Origin of the sequence: Parapedobacter soli (assembly GCF_025460835.1) — a bacterium.
Classification (GTDB): Bacteria; Bacteroidota; Bacteroidia; order Sphingobacteriales; family Sphingobacteriaceae; genus Parapedobacter; species Parapedobacter soli.
The window spans coordinates 125,174-144,008 of record NZ_JAMXAY010000002.1; the positions used below are offsets into that span (position 1 = coordinate 125,174).

At 37.7% G+C, this 18,835-nt stretch carries 6 protein-coding genes and 1 CRISPR repeat array; all 6 genes read left to right on the forward strand.

Going from position 1 to position 18,835, the window contains the following annotated elements; translation table 11 throughout:
* Positions 1–239: 239 nt before the first annotated feature.
* The 6 genes from cas9 (at position 240) to NGM62_RS01675 (ending at position 18,677) form a co-directional block, all read left to right on the forward strand.
* Positions 240–4,547 carry a type II CRISPR RNA-guided endonuclease Cas9 gene (gene cas9 / locus NGM62_RS01650; protein WP_262245447.1) on the forward strand — a complete coding sequence of 1,436 codons (4,308 nt, stop codon included), beginning with the start codon at positions 240–242 and terminating at the stop codon, positions 4,545–4,547.
* Positions 4,548–4,555: 8 nt separating this feature from the next.
* Entirely contained in the window at positions 4,556–4,786 is a 231-nt protein-coding gene (locus NGM62_RS01655; protein ID WP_262245448.1) for a hypothetical protein, read from the forward strand.
* A 39-nt stretch (positions 4,787–4,825) separates the two neighbouring features.
* Entirely contained in the window at positions 4,826–5,722 is an 897-nt protein-coding gene (cas1, locus tag NGM62_RS01660; RefSeq protein WP_262245449.1) for a type II CRISPR-associated endonuclease Cas1, read from the forward strand.
* A 37-nt stretch (positions 5,723–5,759) separates the two neighbouring features.
* Complete coding sequence (gene cas2 / locus NGM62_RS01665) at positions 5,760–6,065, forward strand: CRISPR-associated endonuclease Cas2 (RefSeq protein ID WP_262245450.1); 306 nt, start codon at positions 5,760–5,762, stop codon at positions 6,063–6,065.
* Positions 6,066–6,273: 208 nt separating this feature from the next.
* Positions 6,274–16,776: a CRISPR direct-repeat array (repeat unit 46 nt; unit sequence GTTGTGGTCAATATCAGTAAATCAAAGAATGAAAGCAAATCACAAC).
* Between the two features lie 442 nt (positions 16,777–17,218).
* Positions 17,219–17,512 (forward strand): thioredoxin, encoded by a 294-nt coding sequence (gene trxA, locus NGM62_RS01670; protein WP_262245451.1) that lies wholly within the window; start codon positions 17,219–17,221, stop codon positions 17,510–17,512.
* Positions 17,513–17,525: 13 nt separating this feature from the next.
* The gene (locus tag NGM62_RS01675; protein ID WP_262245452.1) at positions 17,526–18,677 is read left to right on the forward strand and encodes an aldose epimerase family protein; all 1,152 of its coding nucleotides are present in this window, start codon (positions 17,526–17,528) and stop codon (positions 18,675–18,677) included.
* Positions 18,678–18,835: the final 158 nt, after the last annotated feature.

An 18,835-nucleotide genomic window follows, 5' to 3' on the forward strand; every position in this document is an offset into this window, starting at 1 on the left:
ATAACGTTGGCTGCACCAAAAAGGAAACGTTTATTAATCCTTAAATCTTCAAAGAAAAAGGTTACCCGATAAATCGAGCAACCTTAAAAGCAAATCACAACACTATAATCTCAAAATGGCGGAAGATTATAGTGAACAGTAAAGGTACACTATTACTTATAGATTATAGTGAGTTTTTATAAATTTAATATTTTCGATATATTTGCTTCGATATAGACTGCTAAATAACACTCGCGATTATGAATACTAAACAAATACTCGGCCTAGATCTTGGCGTAGCTTCAATCGGCTTTGCGCACGTAGTGGAAAGCGAAGACCGAAACAATTCGGAAATAAAACAAATTGGTGTTCGGGTAAATTCACTTACTGTCGATGAGCAAACCAATTTTGAAAAAGGAAAGCCATTTTCTATCAATGCAGAAAGAACGCTTAAACGCGGTGCTAGAAGAAATTTAGATCGTTATCAAGACAGAAGAAAAAATCTGATAGAGGTTTTGCAGAATGCCAATCTAATTAATGCCGAAACTCATCTGGCGGAAGATGGAAAAAACACCACGCATCAAACTTGGGCTTTGCGCGCAAAGGCGGTTTCCGAGCAGGTTGAAAAAGAGGATTTCGCCAGAATTTTATTGGCTATCAACAAAAAGCGTGGCTATAAAAGTTCACGTAAAGCTAAAAATGAGGACGAAGGACAAGCCATCGACGGGATGGCTATCGCTAAACGATTGTATGAAGAAAACCTGACGCCGGGGCAGTTGGCTTATGAATTACTGAAAGAAGGTAAAAAATCCATTCCGGATTTTTACCGTTCAGACTTACAAGCTGAATTTGATAAAGTATGGAACTTCCAAAAACAATTTTATCCGGAAATTCTTATCGATGAATTTTATAAAGAACTGCAAGGCAAGGGGCAACGTGCAACTTCTGCAATGTTTTATACGAAGTATGGATTTAACACTGCGGAAAATAAAGGAAGTCGTGGCGAGAAAAAACTTCAGGCATATAAATGGCGAAGTGAAGCCACATTTAAGCAATTAGAAAAAGAGGAGGTTGCATACGCATTGACCGAAATTAACAACAACCTAAACAGTTCGAGCGGTTATCTGGGCGCGATTTCCGACCGAAGCAAAGAACTTTATTTCAACAAGCAAACGGTTGGGCAGTATCTGTATCAGCAATTGAAGAAAAATCCGCATACACGTTTAAAAAATCAGGTGTTTTATCGACAAGATTATTTGGATGAGTTTGAAACGATATGGGAAACGCAAGCCAAATTTCATTCGGAATTAACCAATGAACTGAAAAAGGAAATTCGTGATATCATCATCTTTTACCAACGCAAGCTCAAATCCCAAAAAGGACTGATTAGCTTTTGTGAATTGGAAAGCAAGGAAGTTGTCATTGACGGTGCAAAGAAAACAATTGGGGCTCGTGTGGCGCCAAAATCGTCTCCTTTGTTTCAGGAATTTAAAATTTGGCAGAACTTGAATAATGTTTTGGTGCGTAAAAAGGGAAGTCGAAAAAGAGTTGCCAAAGCGCAAAACCAACATTCTTTATTCGAGGAAGAAAAAGAAATTTTCTCACTTGATTTAGAAGCGAAAGAAAAACTGTTCGAAGAGTTGAACTTAAAAGGCAATTTATCGGCTAAAAACTGTTTGGAAATTTTGGGGTTGAGCTCTAATGAATGGGAGCTGAATTATACCCAATTGGAAGGAAATCGAACCAATAAATCTTTATACGAAGCTTATCTCAAAATTCTGGATATCGAAGGCTATGACGTAAGGGATTTGCTGAAAGTCAAGTCGAATAAAGATGAAGTTGAGTTGGATGATTTGAAAGTTCCGGCTATTGAAATTAAAAATATGGTGCGGGATATTTTTAAAACCAATAAAATTGATGCCGAAATTCTTGATTTTGACGCAGAGGCAGACGGCAAAGCTTTTGAACAACAACCATCGTATCAATTGTGGCATTTGTTGTATTCGTACGAAGGCGACGATTCGCTCAGTGGTAATGAGAAGTTGTATGAATTATTAGCGAAGAAATTCGGATTTAAGCGTGAGCATGCACAGATTTTGGCAAATGTTGGCCTTGTCGACGACTATGGAAACCTGTCCAGCAAAGCGATGCGTAAGATTTATCCGCACATTCGGGAAAATAATTATAGCACGGCTTGTGAGATAGCCGGTTATCGACATTCCAAACATTCTTTGACTAAGGGAGAGTTGAAAGATAGAGTTTTAGAGGACAAATTGGAACTACTGAAAAAGAACAGTTTACGCCAGCCTGTGGTTGAAAAAATTCTCAATCAGATGATTAACGTCGTCAATGCTTTAATCGAGAAAAATAGCGAACGGAATGAAAACGGCAACATTACGAAGTATTTCAAATTTGATGAAATCCGAATTGAATTGGCGCGTGAGCTCAAGAAAAATGCTGCGGAGCGAGCAGAAATGACCACAAGTATTAATGCTGCGAAGCTGGCTCACGAAAAAATATTTAAAATTCTTCAAAATGAATTTGGTATTAAAAACCCAACCCGAAACGACATCATTCGCTTTCGATTGTATGAGGAATTGAAAAATAGAGGTTACAAGGATTTATATACCGACACCTATATTCCCAGGGAAATATTATTCAGCAAGCAGATTGATATTGACCACATCATACCACAATCCCGATTATTTGATGATAGCTTTTCCAATAAAACGGTCGTATATCGCCAGACTAATTTAGATAAAGGCAACAAAACGGCTTTTGACTACATCAAATCTAAATACGGCAGTACAGAAGATTTCGAGGACAGAATAAAGTCTTTGTATGATGCTTACCAAAAGAACAAAGAAGAGGGTATTTCCAAAGCTAAATACCAAAAACTCTTGAAACAAGAAACCGAAATCGGGGACGGATTTATCGAGAGGGATTTGCGTGAAAGCCAATACATTGCCAAGAAAGCGAAAGAGTTGTTGTTCAAAGTAACGAGGTCAGTCGTTTCTACTTCGGGCAGCATTACGGACAGATTACGCGAGGATTGGGATTTGATCAATGTGATGAAAGAACTCAATTTGCCTAAATATAAATCACTTGGACTAACAGAAATTCAAGAACGCAGCAATGGGCATCAGGTCGAAGTTATTAAAGATTGGACGAAACGAAATGATCATCGACACCACGCAATGGATGCGTTAACAGTAGCTTTTACCAAACATAATCATATTCAGTATTTGAATTATTTGAATGCCCGCAAAAATGAAAGCCATAAGTTACATGGTAATATTATTGCTATTGAAACCCTTGAAACAGAGGTTAAAATAGACGACAACGGAAATAAGAAGAGAGTTTTTAAAGAACCTATTCCAAACTTCCGCAAGGTAGCCAAAGAGCATTTGGAAAATGTGTTGATTTCACACAAAGCGAAGAATAAGGTCGTGACCAAAAACAAGAATAAAATTTCAGGAAAAGAAAACGCACAAATCACGTTGACACCACGTGGTCAGCTTCACAAAGAAACGGTTTACGGAAAGTATCGTTTTTACCAAAGTAAAGAAGAGAAGGTAAGTGCCAAATTTGATTTGGAAACGATTGAAAAAGTTGCCAATCCAACTTATAAAGCCGCTTTGCTTCAACGATTAGCCGAGAATGGAAACGACCCTAAGAAAGCTTTTTCAGGAAAAAAATCGCTAAACAAAACGGCAATATACATCAGTCTGGAAAACGATATCAAAGTGCCTGAGACTGTGAAGTTGGTTTGGTTAGAGGAAGATTATTCTATCCGAAAGGATGTAACCCCAGAAAACTTTAAAGACGAAAAATCCATCGAGAAAATTTTAGACGAAGGAATAAAGAAAATTTTGAAAAATCGTTTGAAAGAATTTGGTGGCGATGCCAAAAAGGCCTTTACTGATTTGGATAAAAACCCGATTTATCTCAACAAAGAAAATGGAATTACCATAAAACGTATTCGGGTTTCGGGAGTGAAAAACGCGGAGCCTTTGCATTATAAAAAGGACCATTTCGGTAACGACATTTTAGATGAAAATGGAAAGCAAATCCCAGCCGATTTTGTAAGCACAGGGAATAATCATCACGTAGCGATTTATCAGGATGAAAATGGGAATTTACAGGAAAAAGTTGTGTCATTCTTTGAAGCGGTGGAACGAGTGAACCAAGGTTTACCAATAATCGACAAAACCTACAATCAGCATTTAGGTTGGCAGTTTCTCTTTACCATGAAGCAAAACGAAATGTTTGTCTTTCCGAATAAGAGCTCCGGGTTTATCCCGACTGAAATTGATTTGTTGGATCCAAAAAACAAGAAATTAATCAGCCCGAATCTGTTCAGGGTCCAGACACTTTCCATAGTTCAGTATGGAAACAATACTGTTAGAGACTTTAAGTTTAGGCATCATCTAGAAGCCTTATTAAACGATAAGAAAGAACTTCAAGGCATTACTTTTCAGCAATTAAAAAGTTTACCTCCTTTAAAAAATATTGTTAAGGTGCGTATCAATCATTTAGGAGATATTGTAAGTGTTGGGGAATATTAATAAAAGCCATGATGACCCGCTCTTCCTTCCTCAAAAACCTGATTGGCCTGTACGGGATTGCTGCCTTGCCGTTGGAACTAGTGAAGCAATACGAGCGGATTTACTGGCTCCAGAGCTTTGTGCGGGGCTTCCGGTACTACGAGGGGCCTCGGATTATTGGCGAAATTAATAACAGCGGTATAATGGAACTGGTGCGAGAGCCAGACACATACAAAGTGATCCGGCGGGAAAGAATCTGATGATAAAACTTATCACTCAACTCATAAACAGCCGATGACATGATCAAGCGTACCCTCATGTTTTCCAATCCAGCTTACTTAAGCCATAAGGATAAGCAGCTCGTAATTTCTTTTCCGGACAAGGACAAGGATAATAGAACAGTCCCAATTGAAGATATTGGTGTAGTAGTGTTGGAAAACCAACAGATTACCATTTCCCACGGTTGCATAGCGGCTTTGGTGCAAAATAATGTGGCGTTGATTTCTTGCGACTCCAGTCATATGCCAACCGGATTGATTCTGCCGTTGGATGGGGGAAATACCCAAGCCGAACGGTTTCGGTTTCAAATTGAGGCATCCCTTCCGTTGAAGAAGCAACTCTGGCAACAAACGATTCAGCAAAAAATATATAACCAAGCACGCGTATTGGAGGACCTTGGAATAGCTACAGACAATATGTATCGTTGGTCAAAATCGGTCAAATCCGGCGATCCTGATAATTATGAAGGCCGTGCCGCCGCTTACTATTGGCAAAATATCTTTAGCCAATACCTGGATTTCAATCGGAATAGGGCAGGAGAGCCGCCAAACAATTTATTGAATTATGGATATGCGATTCTGCGGGCAGTAGTGGCGCGTAGTTTGGTTTCTTCGGGGTTATTGCCGACCTTGGGGATATTTCATCGCAATAAGTATAATGCATATTGTTTGGCCGATGATATCATGGAGCCGTATCGGCCATTTGTGGACCGTATTGTTTATGATATTGTTGCGGAGGATGGGACGTACCATGAGTTAAACACAGAACTGAAAACGCGCTTATTAAGGGTGCCGCAGGTAGACGTTAAGTTTGATGATATGACAAGCCCGCTTTTGGTTGGAATGTCGCGAACAACAGCATCGCTTGCTCGATGCTTTGAGGGAGTATCACGTAAAATCAATTACCCTACTATATAGCAGTGGTATAGTGGACCGTTTAAATCAATATCGGGTTTTGTGGATATTAGTTTTTTTTGATCTGCCCACAGAGACGAAAAAAGATAGGGCCGCCCATGCACGATTCCGTAAGGATATTATGCAGGATGGATTTACGATGTTCCAGTTTTCGATATATCTGCGGCACTGCAACAGCCGCGAAAATGCCGATGTCCATATCAAACGGGTTAAACGGTTGCTTCCGAGAAAAGGACACGTAGGGATATTAACCATAACAGATAAACAGTTTGGTGATATTGAACTGTTTGTGGGGAAAGAAATTGGGAAGCGGCCGGATACACCGCAGCAATTGGAATTATTTTAAACTAATAGAGCCCCTAGTCCTGCATGGTTCGAAAAAAAATAAAAAGTTTTCCACATAAGGTGTTTTGTAACAAAAAGGGAGGTGCATGTTTCAAAATACAATCGGAAAACTAACCTATCAATAAAAAATCCAAGCAATCTCCGCTTGGATTTTTTATTTCTAAATTTTGTTTTAATTAACTGATATACAAATAAATCCTTTGAGGTATGTTGTGGTCAATATCAGTAAATCAAAGAATGAAAGCAAATCACAACCGGGGGACCTACTAAAAGAGCCATTGATTCGTTGTGGTCAATATCAGTAAATCAAAGAATGAAAGCAAATCACAACTAATTGGCGAGGTTTAATTATTGAGATCATGTTGTGGTCAATATCAGTAAATCAAAGAATGAAAGCAAATCACAACTATATAAAAGAAAGAGAGGAGTACGATTCAGTTGTGGTCAATATCAGTAAATCAAAGAATGAAAGCAAATCACAACTAGTAACTAATGCGGTAATAACAGGAAATAGTTGTGGTCAATATCAGTAAATCAAAGAATGAAAGCAAATCACAACGATGGAGTTACAAAAGAAAATGTATGGCATGTTGTGGTCAATATCAGTAAATCAAAGAATGAAAGCAAATCACAACTGCTGGTTGCACCGCCGGCGAGAAACGCGGGTTGTGGTCAATATCAGTAAATCAAAGAATGAAAGCAAATCACAACCCCGCGACCTACTAAAAGAGCCATTGATTCGTTGTGGTCAATATCAGTAAATCAAAGAATGAAAGCAAATCACAACTAGGCTGGTAAACACCGTGATGACTATCAAGTTGTGGTCAATATCAGTAAATCAAAGAATGAAAGCAAATCACAACTCGGCTGGTAAACACCGTGATGACTATCAAGTTGTGGTCAATATCAGTCAATCAAAGAATGAAAGCAAATCACAACTCGGCTGGTAAACACCGTGATGACTATCAAGTTGTGGTCAATATCAGTCAATCAAAGAATGAAAGCAAATCACAACTCGGCTGGTAAACACCGTGATGACTATCAAGTTGTGGTCAATATCAGTCAATCAAAGAATGAAAGCAAATCACAACTCGGCTGGTAAACACCGTGATGACTATCAAGTTGTGGTCAATATCAGTAAATCAAAGAATGAAAGCAAATCACAACAATATCTTTAACTGTGAAAACAGACGGCTTGTTGTGGTCAATATCAGTAAATCAAAGAATGAAAGCAAATCACAACAAAGAGGAATCAGATAAGCTAGCCGAAGCCGTTGTGGTCAATATCAGTAAATCAAAGAATGAAAGCAAATCACAACGAAACGTGGGCGCAAATCGTCGAGTTCGCGGTTGTGGTCAATATCAGTAAATCAAAGAATGAAAGCAAATCACAACACACTCGTACTTTAAAAAAACTTGCTCTGGGTTGTGGTCAATATCAGTAAATCAAAGAATGAAAGCAAATCACAACAGTTCAATATCTAAATCGCTTAAATCGTCCGTTGTGGTCAATATCAGTAAATCAAAGAATGAAAGCAAATCACAACACTATAGTATAATACGGTCTGCCGTCCGTTGTTGTGGTCAATATCAGTAAATCAAAGAATGAAAGCAAATCCCAACACTATATTTTAAAACGGTCTTCAGTCCGTTGTTGTGGTCAATATCAGTAAAAAAAAGTATGAAAGCAAATCACAACACTTCAATATCTAAATAGCTTAAATCGTCCGTTGTGGTCTATATCAGTAAATCAAAGTATGAAAGCCAATCACAACAGTTCTATATCTAAATCGCTTAAATCGTCCGTTGTGGTCTATATCAGTAAATCAAAGTATGAAAGCCAATCACAACAGTTCTATATCTAAATCGCTTAAATCGTCCGTTGTGGTCAATATCAGTAAATCAAAGAATGAAAGCAAATCACAACATACACAATGCAATTAAAAATCAAAAATCGTTGTGGTCAATATCAGTAAATCAAAGAATGAAAGCAAATCACAACAGTTGCCAGTAGTTTGTTTCAGCGGGACGTGTTGTGGTCAATATCAGTAAATCAAAGAATGAAAGCAAATCACAACACCCCTTCCGACTTCTCCAACCAACCACCCGTTGTGGTCAATATCAGTAAATCAAAGAATGAAAGCAAATCACAACGGAATTACTTTTTAATTGTGCAATAGTTAGGTTGTGGTCAATATCAGTAAATCAAAGAATGAAAGCAAATCACAACGGAATTACTTTATAATTGTTCAATAGTTAGGTTGTGGTCAATATCAGTAAATCATAGAATGAAAGCAAATCACAACGGAATTACTTTATAATTGTTCAATAGTTAGGTTGTGGTCAATATCAGTAAATCATAGAATGAAAGCAAATCACAACGGAATTACTTTATAATTGTTCAATAGTTAGGTTGTGGTCAATATCAGTAAATCATAGAATGAAAGCAAATCACAACGGAATTACTTTATAATTGTTCAATAGTTAGGTTGTGGTCAATATCAGTAAATCAAAGAATGAAAGCAAATCACAACTAGTAAGAATAATAGTGATATAATATGATGTTGTGGTCAATATCAGTAAATCAAAGAATGAAAGCAAATCACACCAATATTATTGATTGTCAACAACTTACATAGTTGTGGTCAATATCAGTAAATCACAGAATGAAAGCAAATCACACCAATATTATTGATTGTCAACAACTTACATAGTTGTGGTCAATATCAGTAAATCACAGAATGAAAGCAAATCACACCAATATTATTGATTGTCAACAACTTACATAGTTGTGGTCAATATCAGTAAATCACAGAATGAAAGCAAATCACACCAATATTATTGATTGTCAACAACTTACATAGTTGTGGTCAATATCAGTAAATCAAAGAATGAAAGCAAATCACAACTTAATGATATACCGGAAGATTATTCAAAACGTTGTGGTCAATATCAGTAAATCAAAGAATGAAAGCAAATCACAACAATATTATTGATTGTCAACAACTTACATAGTTGTGGTCAATATCAGTAAATCAAAGAATGAAAGCAAATCACAACAAGATGATCCGCTGCCGGTTCCCCTCTGTGGTTGTGGTCAATATCAGTAAATCAAAGAATGAAAGCAAATCACAACAAGACCATACGCCCTTTTCGGGGTTTTAAAGTTGTGGTCAATATCAGTAAATCAAAGAATGAAAGCAAATCACAACCTGTGATTGCCCACATGCGCCCCGATGTCAGTTGTGGTCAATATCAGTAAATCAAAGAATGAAAGCAAATCACCACCTGTGATTGCCCACTTGCGCCCCGATGTCAGTTGTGGTCAATAGCAGTAAATCAAAGAATCAAAGCAAATCACAACTCTACAATATCTGTTTTCTCAAAGGGATAGTTGTGGTCAATATCAGAAAATCAAAGAATGAACGCAAATCACAACTATACACTATCTGTTTTCTCAAAGGGATAGTTGTGGTCAATATCAGAAAATCAAAGAATGAACGCAAATCACAACTATACACTATCTGTTTTCTCAAAGGGATAGTTGTGGTCAATATCAGTAAATCAAAGAATGAAAGCAAATCACAACTAATAAAATGAACGAAAGTAACAACAATCAGTTGTGGTCAATATCAGTAAATCAAAGAATGAAAGCAAATCACAACTATACACTATCTGTTTTCTCAAAGGGATAGTTGTGGTCAATATCAGTAAATCAAAGAATGAAAGCAAATCACAACTGTGTTTTATCGATGCCTACCGACCATGCAGTTGTGGTCAATATCAGTAAATCAAAGAATGAAAGCAAATCACAACTGAGTTTTATCGATGCCTACCGCCCATGCAGTTGTGGTCAATATCAGTAAATCTAAGAATGAAAGCAAATCACAACTGAGTTTTATCGATGCCTACCGCCCATGCAGTTGTGGTCAATATCAGTAAATCTAAGAATGAAAGCAAATCACAACTGAGTTTTATCGATGCCTACCGCCCATGCAGTTGTGGTCAATATCAGTAAATCTAAGAATGAAAGCAAATCACAACTGAGTTTTATCGATGCCTACCGCCCATGCAGTTGTGGTCAATATCAGTAAATCAAAGAATGAAAGCAAATCACAACATCTAAATGTCGATATGTCAACAAGTTTTTGTTGTGGTCAATATCAGTAAATCAAAGAATGAAAGCAAATCACAACGAAAGGACCAAATACTACAAGGGAAAACTGGTTGTGGTCAATATCAGTAAATCAAAGAATAAAACCAAATAACACAAGAAACAACTCGAGAAAGCAACAAGTTTTTGTTGTGGTCAATATCAGTAAATCAAAGAATAAAACCAAATAACACAAGAAACAACTCGAGAAAGCAACAAGTTTTTGTTGTGGTCAATATCAGTAAATCAAAGAATAAAACCAAATAACACAAGAAACAACTCGAGAAAGCAACAAGTTTTTGTTGTGGTCAATATCAGTAAATCAAAGAATGAAAGCAAATCACAACACCCACTTAGTTTTTGAGCACCCGGTTACGGTTGTGGTCAATATCAGTAAATCAAAGAATGAAAGCAAATCACAACGAAAGGACAAAATACTACAAGGCAAAACTGGTTGTGGTCAATATCAGTAAATCAAAGAATGAAAGCAAATCACAACAATACACAAAAAATATTATTATTATAAAAAGTTGTGGTCAATATCAGTAAATCAAAGAATGAAAGCAAATCACAACCATCAAGCCTGACTTGGTAAGCGTCAGTTAGTTGTGGTCAATATCAGTAAATCAAAGAATGAAAGCAAATCACAACCAGATGCTATGGCACTTTCAAATGTATGGAGTTGTGGTCAATATCAGTAAATCAAAGAATGAAAGCAAATCACAACCTCATAATCACCATTTTGATTAGTAAAGTAGTTGTGGTCAATATCAGTAAATCAAAGAATGAAAGCAAATCACAACGGTATATTCTACAACTACAAGCAAGAATTTGTTGTGGTCAATATCAGTAAATCAAAGAATGAAAGCAAATCACAACTAGTTTCTGTTTCTACCTAAAACACCATAAGTTGTGGTCAATATCAGTAAATCAAAGAATGAAAGCAAATCACAACAAGATTGAAACAGGAGAAAAAAAGGCGATGGTTGTGGTCAATATCAGTAAATCAAAGAATGAAAGCAAATCACATCTTGTTTCTGTTTCTACATAAAACACCATAAGTTGTGGTCAATATCAGAAAATCAAAGAATGAAAGCAAATCACATCTTGTTTCTGTTTCTACATAAAACACCATAAGTTGTGGTCAATATCAGAAAATCAAAGAATGAAAGCAAATCACATCTTGTTTCTGTTTCTACATAAAACACCATAAGTTGTGGTCAATATCAGAAAATCAAAGAATGAAAGCAAATCACATCTTGTTTCTGTTTCTACATAAAACACCATAAGTTGTGGTCAATATCAGTAAATCAAAGAATGAAAGCAAATCACAACGACGGCGGCGACTGCCGATAAGCGTATCATGTTGTGGTCAATATCAGTAAATCAAAGAATGAAAGCAAATCACAACCAAATGCAAAGGGCAAATGAAAATCAGTAGTTGTGGTCAATATCAGTAAATCAAAGAATGAAAGCAAATCACAACCCCTAAGATATTGATAACAACGAACTACACGTTGTGGTCAATATCAGTAAATCAAAGAATGAAAGCAAATCACAACGGAATAGATAAGATCACAAACGTAGAAACGGATGTGGTCAATATCAGTAAATCAAAGAATGAAAGCACATCACAACCAAATGCAAAGGGCAAATGAAAATCAGTAGTTGTGGTCAATATCAGTAAATCAAAGAATGAAAGCACATCACAACCAAATGCAAAGGGCAAATGAAAATCAGTAGTTGTGGTCAATATCAGTAAATCAAAGAATGAAAGCACATCACAACCAAATGCAAAGGGCAAATGAAAATCAGTAGTTGTGGTCAATATCAGTAAATCAAAGAATGAAAGCAAATCACAACAAGAGGATTAGCATGGAACAAAGAGCAAGGTTGTGGTCAATATCAGTAAATCAAAGAATGAAAGCAAATCACAACGGAATATATAAGATAACAAACGTAGAAACGGTTGTGGTCAATATCAGTAAATCAAAGAATGAAAGCAAATCACAACTCGTGCGGCCAAATCCTGATTTTGGCCTACGTTGTGGTCAATATCAGTAAATCAAAGAATGAAAGCAAATCACAACTATCGAACTGCATCAAGTATTTGTTTACTTGTTGTGGTCAATATCAGTAAATCAAAGAATGAAAGCAAATCACAACTATCTTCTAAAAACAAATCAAAATACAAAGGTTGTGGTCAATATCAGTAAATCAAAGAATGAAAGCAAATCACAACCCACGCAAGCAAAGCAAAAGCAGATTGCTCGTTGTGGTCAATATCAGTAAATCAAAGAATGAAAGCAAATCACAACATGCAGGACACTAAGAGAATGCAGGAGTTTGTTGTGGTCAATATCAGTAAATCAAAGAATGAAAGCAAATCACAACAGGCTTGCACGTAACGTGTTGCAATAGCGCGTTGTGGTCAATATCAGTAAATCAAAGAATGAAAGCAAATCACAACTATTAGGTAAAAAATCATATACACTATCTGGTTGTGGTCAATATCAGTAAATCAAAGAATGAAAGCAAATCACAACGCCAAAATGAAGCGTTTACACGGGAAAACAGTTGTGGTCAATATCAGTAAATCAAAGAATGAAAGCAAATCACAACAAGGCCGTTATTATAACCAACCTTTTTAAAGTTGTGGTCAATATCAGTAAATCAAAGAATGAAAGCAAATCACAACGCTACGGCATAGGGCTTGAAAAGATTGAAGTTGTGGTCAATATCAGTAAATCAAAGAATGAAAGCAAATCACAACGTGAACAAATACCCTATTCCATTTGTGCAGGTTGTGGTCAATATCAGTAAATCAAAGAATGAAAGCAAATCACAACGTACGCTATTTTTACTTTCATCGTTGCAAAGTTGTGGTCAATATCAGTAAATCAAAGAATGAAAGCAAATCACAACAGCTACAAACAGGAAATTTGTATTGGTGTAGTTGTGGTCAATATCAGTAAATCAAAGAATGAAAGCAAATCACAACATAACATTCAATTTTAGTTTTCGTTTCGTTGTTGTGGTCAATATCAGTAAATCAAAGAATGAAAGCAAATCACCACATAACATTCAATTTTAGTTTTCGTTTCGTTGTTGTGGTCACTATCAGTAAATCAAAGAATGAAAGCAAATCACCACATAACATTCAATTTTAGTTTTCGTTTCGTTGTTGTGGTCACTATCAGTAAATCAAAGAATGAAAGCAAATCACCACATAACATTCAATTTTAGTTTTCGTTTCGTTGTTGTGGTCACTATCAGTAAATCAAAGAATGAAAGCAAATCACCACATAACATTCAATTTTAGTTTTCGTTTCGTTGTTGTGGTCAATATCAGTAAATCAAAGAATGAAAGCAAATCACAACATTAGTCAATGACCCCTATATTTATGCCGGTTGTGGTCAATATCAGTAAATCAAAGAATGAAAGCAAATCACAACTTTAGTCAATGACCCCTCTATTTATGCCGGTTGTGGTCAATATCAGTAAATCAATTATTTAATGAAAATCAAAACATTAGTCAATGACCCCTCTATTTATGCCGGTTGTGGTCAATATCAGTAAATCAATTATTTAATGAAAATCAAAACATTAGTCAATGACCCCTCTATTTATGCCGGTTGTGGTCAATATCAGTAAATCAATTATTTAATGAAAATCAAAACATTAGTCAATGACCCCTCTATTTATGCCGGTTGTGGTCAATATCAGTAAATCAAAGAATGAAAGCAAATCACAACATGCCGAAATAATGGCTAAACGGCAGGTCGTTGTGGTCAATATCAGTAAATCAAAGAATGAAAGCAAATCACAACACAGAGCAATTTATTCAGGAAGCTAGGAAAGTTGTGGTCAATATCAGTAAATCAAAGAATGAAAGCAAATCACAACAATCCGCTCGTTGTGGATGCAGAGGCAGGAGTTGTGGTCAATATCAGTAAATCAAAGAATGAAAGCAAATCACAACTATAGAGTAATATTATTATGTGTGTATATTGTTGTGGTCAATATCAGTAAATCAAAGAATGAAAGCAAATCACAACACACGACCTGATTGATGCCGTAATTGCAAAGTTGTGGTCAATATCAGTAAATCAAAGAATGAAAGCAAATCACAACTTGTTTATTGAGTTCAAAACGGAAACAGGGGTTGTGGTCAATATCAGTAAATCAAAGAATGAAAGCAAATCACAACGGGATGCTTAGCATAATATTATTTAGACAGTTGTGGTCAATATCAGTCAATCAAAGAATGAAAGCTAATCACAACGGGATACTTAGCATAATATTATTTAGACAGTTGTGGTCAATATCAGTCAATCAAAGAATGAAAGCTAATCACAACGGGATACTTAGCATAATATTATTTAGACAGTTGTGGTCAATATCAGTCAATCAAAGAATGAAAGCTAATCACAACGGGATACTTAGCATAATATTATTTAGACAGTTGTGGTCAATATCAGTAAATCAAAGAATGAAAGCAAATCACAACACTCCGTCTGATTTCTCCAACCAACCGCCCGTTGTGGTCAATATCAGTAAATCAAAGAATGAAAGCAAATCACAACGGGATACTTAGCATAATATTATTTAGACAGTTGTGGTCAATATCAGTAAATCAAAGAATGAAAGCAAATCACAACTATAGACTAATGTTATGATGTATGTATATTGTTGTGGTCAATATCAGTAAATCAAAGAATGAAAGCAAATCACAACATACACTCCAAAGCTTTTTGACTTTATTTGTTGTGGTCAATATCAGTAAATCAAAGAATGAAAGCAAATCACAACGGGATGACGGTTTGCCTCAACAAGAATTTAGTTGTGGTCAATATCAGTAAATCAAAGAATGAAAGCAAATCACAACCCTATTGCATAGAGGAATGCTTAGAAACGGGTTGTGGTCAATATCAGTAAATCAAAGAATGAAAGCAAATCACAACCCTATTGCAATGGATGCTTAGAAACGGGATGTTGTGGTCAATATCAGTAAATCAAAGAATGAAAGCAAATCACAACCCTTGTCGAGGTTCTTTTTACGCCCTTTTTGTTGTGGTCAATATCAGTAAATCAAAGAATGAAAGCAAATCACAACCGGTGTAGGGGATGTTCCCCAACGCAATAGGTTGTGGTCAATATCAGTAAATCAAAGAATGAAAGCAAATCACACCCGGTGTAGGGGATGTTCCCCAACGCAATAGGTTGTGGTCAATATCAGTAAAACAAAGAATGAAAGCAAATCACACCCGGTGTAGGGGATGTTCCCCAACGCAATAGGTTGTGGTCAATATCAGTAAAACAAAGAATGAAAGCAAATCACACCCGGTGTAGGGGATGTTCCCCAACGCAATAGGTTGTGGTCAATATCAGTAAAACAAAGAATGAAAGCAAATCACACCCGGTGTAGGGGATGTTCCCCAACGCAATAGGTTGTGGTCAATATCAGTAAATCAAAGAATGAAAGCAAATCACAACGACCAGCATCGAATGCTGGACTTTTACCGAGTTGTGGTCAATATCAGTAAATCAAAGAATGAAAGCAAATCACAACTCGCTATGCACGGGTTAGGTCACTACATATGTTGTGGTCAATATCAGTAAATCAAAGAATGAAAGCAAATCACAACGACAAAATGAAGCGTTTGACCGGCAAAACAGTTGTGGTCAATATCAGTAAATCAAAGAATGAAAGCAAATCACAACTAAACGTAAGAAGAGCAATACAAGCCCCCGGTTGTGGTCAATATCAGTAAATCAAAGAATGAAAGCAAATCACACCTAAACGTAAGAAGAGCAATACAAGCCCCCGGTTGGGGTCAATATCAGTAAATCACAGAATGAAAGCAAATCACACCTAAACGTAAGAAGAGCAATACAAGCCCCCGGTTGGGGTCAATATCAGTAAATCACAGAATGAAAGCAAATCACACCTAAACGTAAGAAGAGCAATACAAGCCCCCGGTTGGGGTCAATATCAGTAAATCACAGAATGAAAGCAAATCACACCTAAACGTAAGAAGAGCAATACAAGCCCCCGGTTGTGGTCAATATCAGTAAATCAAAGAATGAAAGCAAATCACAACAATTTGCATCGTATTATCTTTTATCCCTAGTTGTGGTCAATATCAGTAAATCAAAGAATGAAAGCAAATCACAACTGCTAGTGCCATGTTAGGCGATGGATTAAAGTTGTGGTCAATATCAGTAAATCAAAGAATGAAAGCAAATCACAACTTTCGTACTAATTCCCTATCTTTGCAACCGTTGTGGTCAATATCAGTAAATCAAAGAATGAAAGCAAATCACAACTCAACGGTGGCAATCCAGCCATTTACCGCGGTTGTGGTCAATATCAGTAAATCAAAGAATGAAAGCAAATCACAACAATACACATATCCTGTATTTTCAAACGAAAGTTGTGGTCAATATCAGTAAATCAAAGAATGAAAGCAAATCACAACACGAACGTCATATTCCTGTTTCCAGTCCTCGTTGTGGTCAATATCAGTAAATCAAAGAATGAAAGCAAATCACAACAAGGATCAATATAGGTTGTTAAGTCCTTGGTTGTGGTCAATATCAGTAAATCAAAGAACCGACCGAAGGGAGCTCACGAATGCCGATGAAAAAAATAGGCTAAAATGAGTAATAAAGCAAATCACAACTCGGGCTTCCTTATACGGCTGGATATTATAGTTGGTAGCCATAGGCGTATCCTTTTTCCGAAGGGATAGCGAACAGCAGGCGGGATTAATCAGCCGTGATCGCAAATACTATGCGGCGCAGGTAGTAGAAACCGCTTATATCAAAGATGGTGGTGTTCAAGTATCGTAATGAGAAGCTCGATCCCGTTATGCCGACGCCGGAATCCGATGTGGTTAAAATCAAATGGGATGGCGGGGATTAGGGTTTTTGCCGTATAATATGCAAAAAAATCGTATTTTTACATTGATGACGCTTACATAAAGAAGAAATACGCATGACGTTCCAGGAAACAATCAATCAGGATAAGCCGGTATTGGTAGATTTTTTTGCGGAGTGGTGTGGGCCCTGTAAAACACAAGCTCCCATATTGGAAGAGCTAAAAGGGCGCATCAGCGACCGGGCAACCATTATTAAAGTAGATGTAGACAAGAACCCGCAAGCGGCGGCCAAGTTTGGTATACGAAGTGTACCGACACTGATGATTTTCAAAAATGGCGAAGTGAAATGGCGGCAATCGGGTGTTTTCTCCGCAAATGAACTCGAACGGCTCCTAAAGGAAAACTACTAATACCAATTATACAATGACAATACATACAAATACCTTGGCCTGTGGATGGCTTGCCATCATACTTTTGGTCGCCTGCAACCACAAACCTGATGTACAGCAGACGAAATCAGGACTCGATAGAAGGGATTTCCAAACCGTGGTAAACGGCGATTCGACCGACTTATTCGTAATCCGTAATGCAAGTGGGATGGAGGCATGCATTACCAATTACGGCGGCCGCATCGTTTCGTTGATGGTGCCCGATGCGGCAGGCAATTTTCGCGATGTGGTGCAGGGATTTGCACATATCGATGACTACACTTCCGAGTCTTCGTCTTTCGGGGCCACCATGGGCCGCTTCGCAAACCGCATTAACCGGGGCCGCTTTGTGTTAGACGGCGATACGGTGCAGCTGGACCTCAACAGTGGCCAACATACCATCCACGGCGGCAGAGATGGCTGGAGAGGGCAGGTGTTCGCGGCTAAACAGCTCAACGATAGTACATTGGTGCTTACCTATGTATCGCCCGATGGGGAAAGCGGGTTCCCCGGTGAGGTCACTGTAAGCGTAACATTTGCAGTAAACCAACGTAACGAGCTGGCAATCAATTACGAGGCACAAACCGCCGAAAAGACGGTCATCAACCTAACCAATCATAGCTTCTTCAACCTTTCGGGAAATCCGGCCAATAACGTTCTCGATAACGTACTCTATGTTAACGCAACGCAGTACACACCGCTCGATAGCACACTCATCACCACGGGCGAAATACTCGCTGTGGCGGACAGCCCGTTCGACTTTACAGAACCCGTAGCCATAGGTGCGGCATTAGCACGTGAGCCAGCGCACCCGCAGTTGCAGATCGCCAGCGGTATCGACCATAATTTTGTACTGAATACCGACGGCCGCATCGATGAGGTGGCAGCACGTCTCTATGCGCCAAGCAGTGGCATTGCCCTGGAAGTGTATACCAACGAACCGGGCATGCAAGTGTACACGGGAAACATGCTGGACGGCTCGCGGACCGGTAAGGAAAATGTGCCCTACGCAAAACAAACGGCCGTGTGCTTGGAAACACAGCATTTCCCAGACGCACCGAATAAACCTGATTGGCCCACTACCGTGCTCCAGCCCGGCGAAACATACACCAGTACGTGTATTTATCGGTTTTCGGTAATAAAATAACCGGTACTGGTGCCGTTAATGGCCGGTAGAAGTGTGAAAAAATGTTAAAAAATTAAGTTTTCTAAATAAAAATGCGTTATTTGCATTTTTGCATCGTGCGATGGATAAGTGGTGGCGGCAGCTACCGATTAACTTAAATAAATACTGGAGTCGGCTTT

Coding starts and splice junctions, on each gene's coding strand:
- cas9 (WP_262245447.1), top strand. CDS start 240: ATGAATACTAAACAAATACTCGGCCTAGATCTTGGCGTAGCTTCAATC.
- NGM62_RS01655 (WP_262245448.1), top strand. CDS start 4,556: ATGATGACCCGCTCTTCCTTCCTCAAAAACCTGATTGGCCTGTACGGG.
- cas1 (WP_262245449.1), top strand. CDS start 4,826: ATGATCAAGCGTACCCTCATGTTTTCCAATCCAGCTTACTTAAGCCAT.
- trxA (WP_262245451.1), top strand. CDS start 17,219: ATGACGTTCCAGGAAACAATCAATCAGGATAAGCCGGTATTGGTAGAT.
- NGM62_RS01675 (WP_262245452.1), top strand. CDS start 17,526: ATGACAATACATACAAATACCTTGGCCTGTGGATGGCTTGCCATCATA.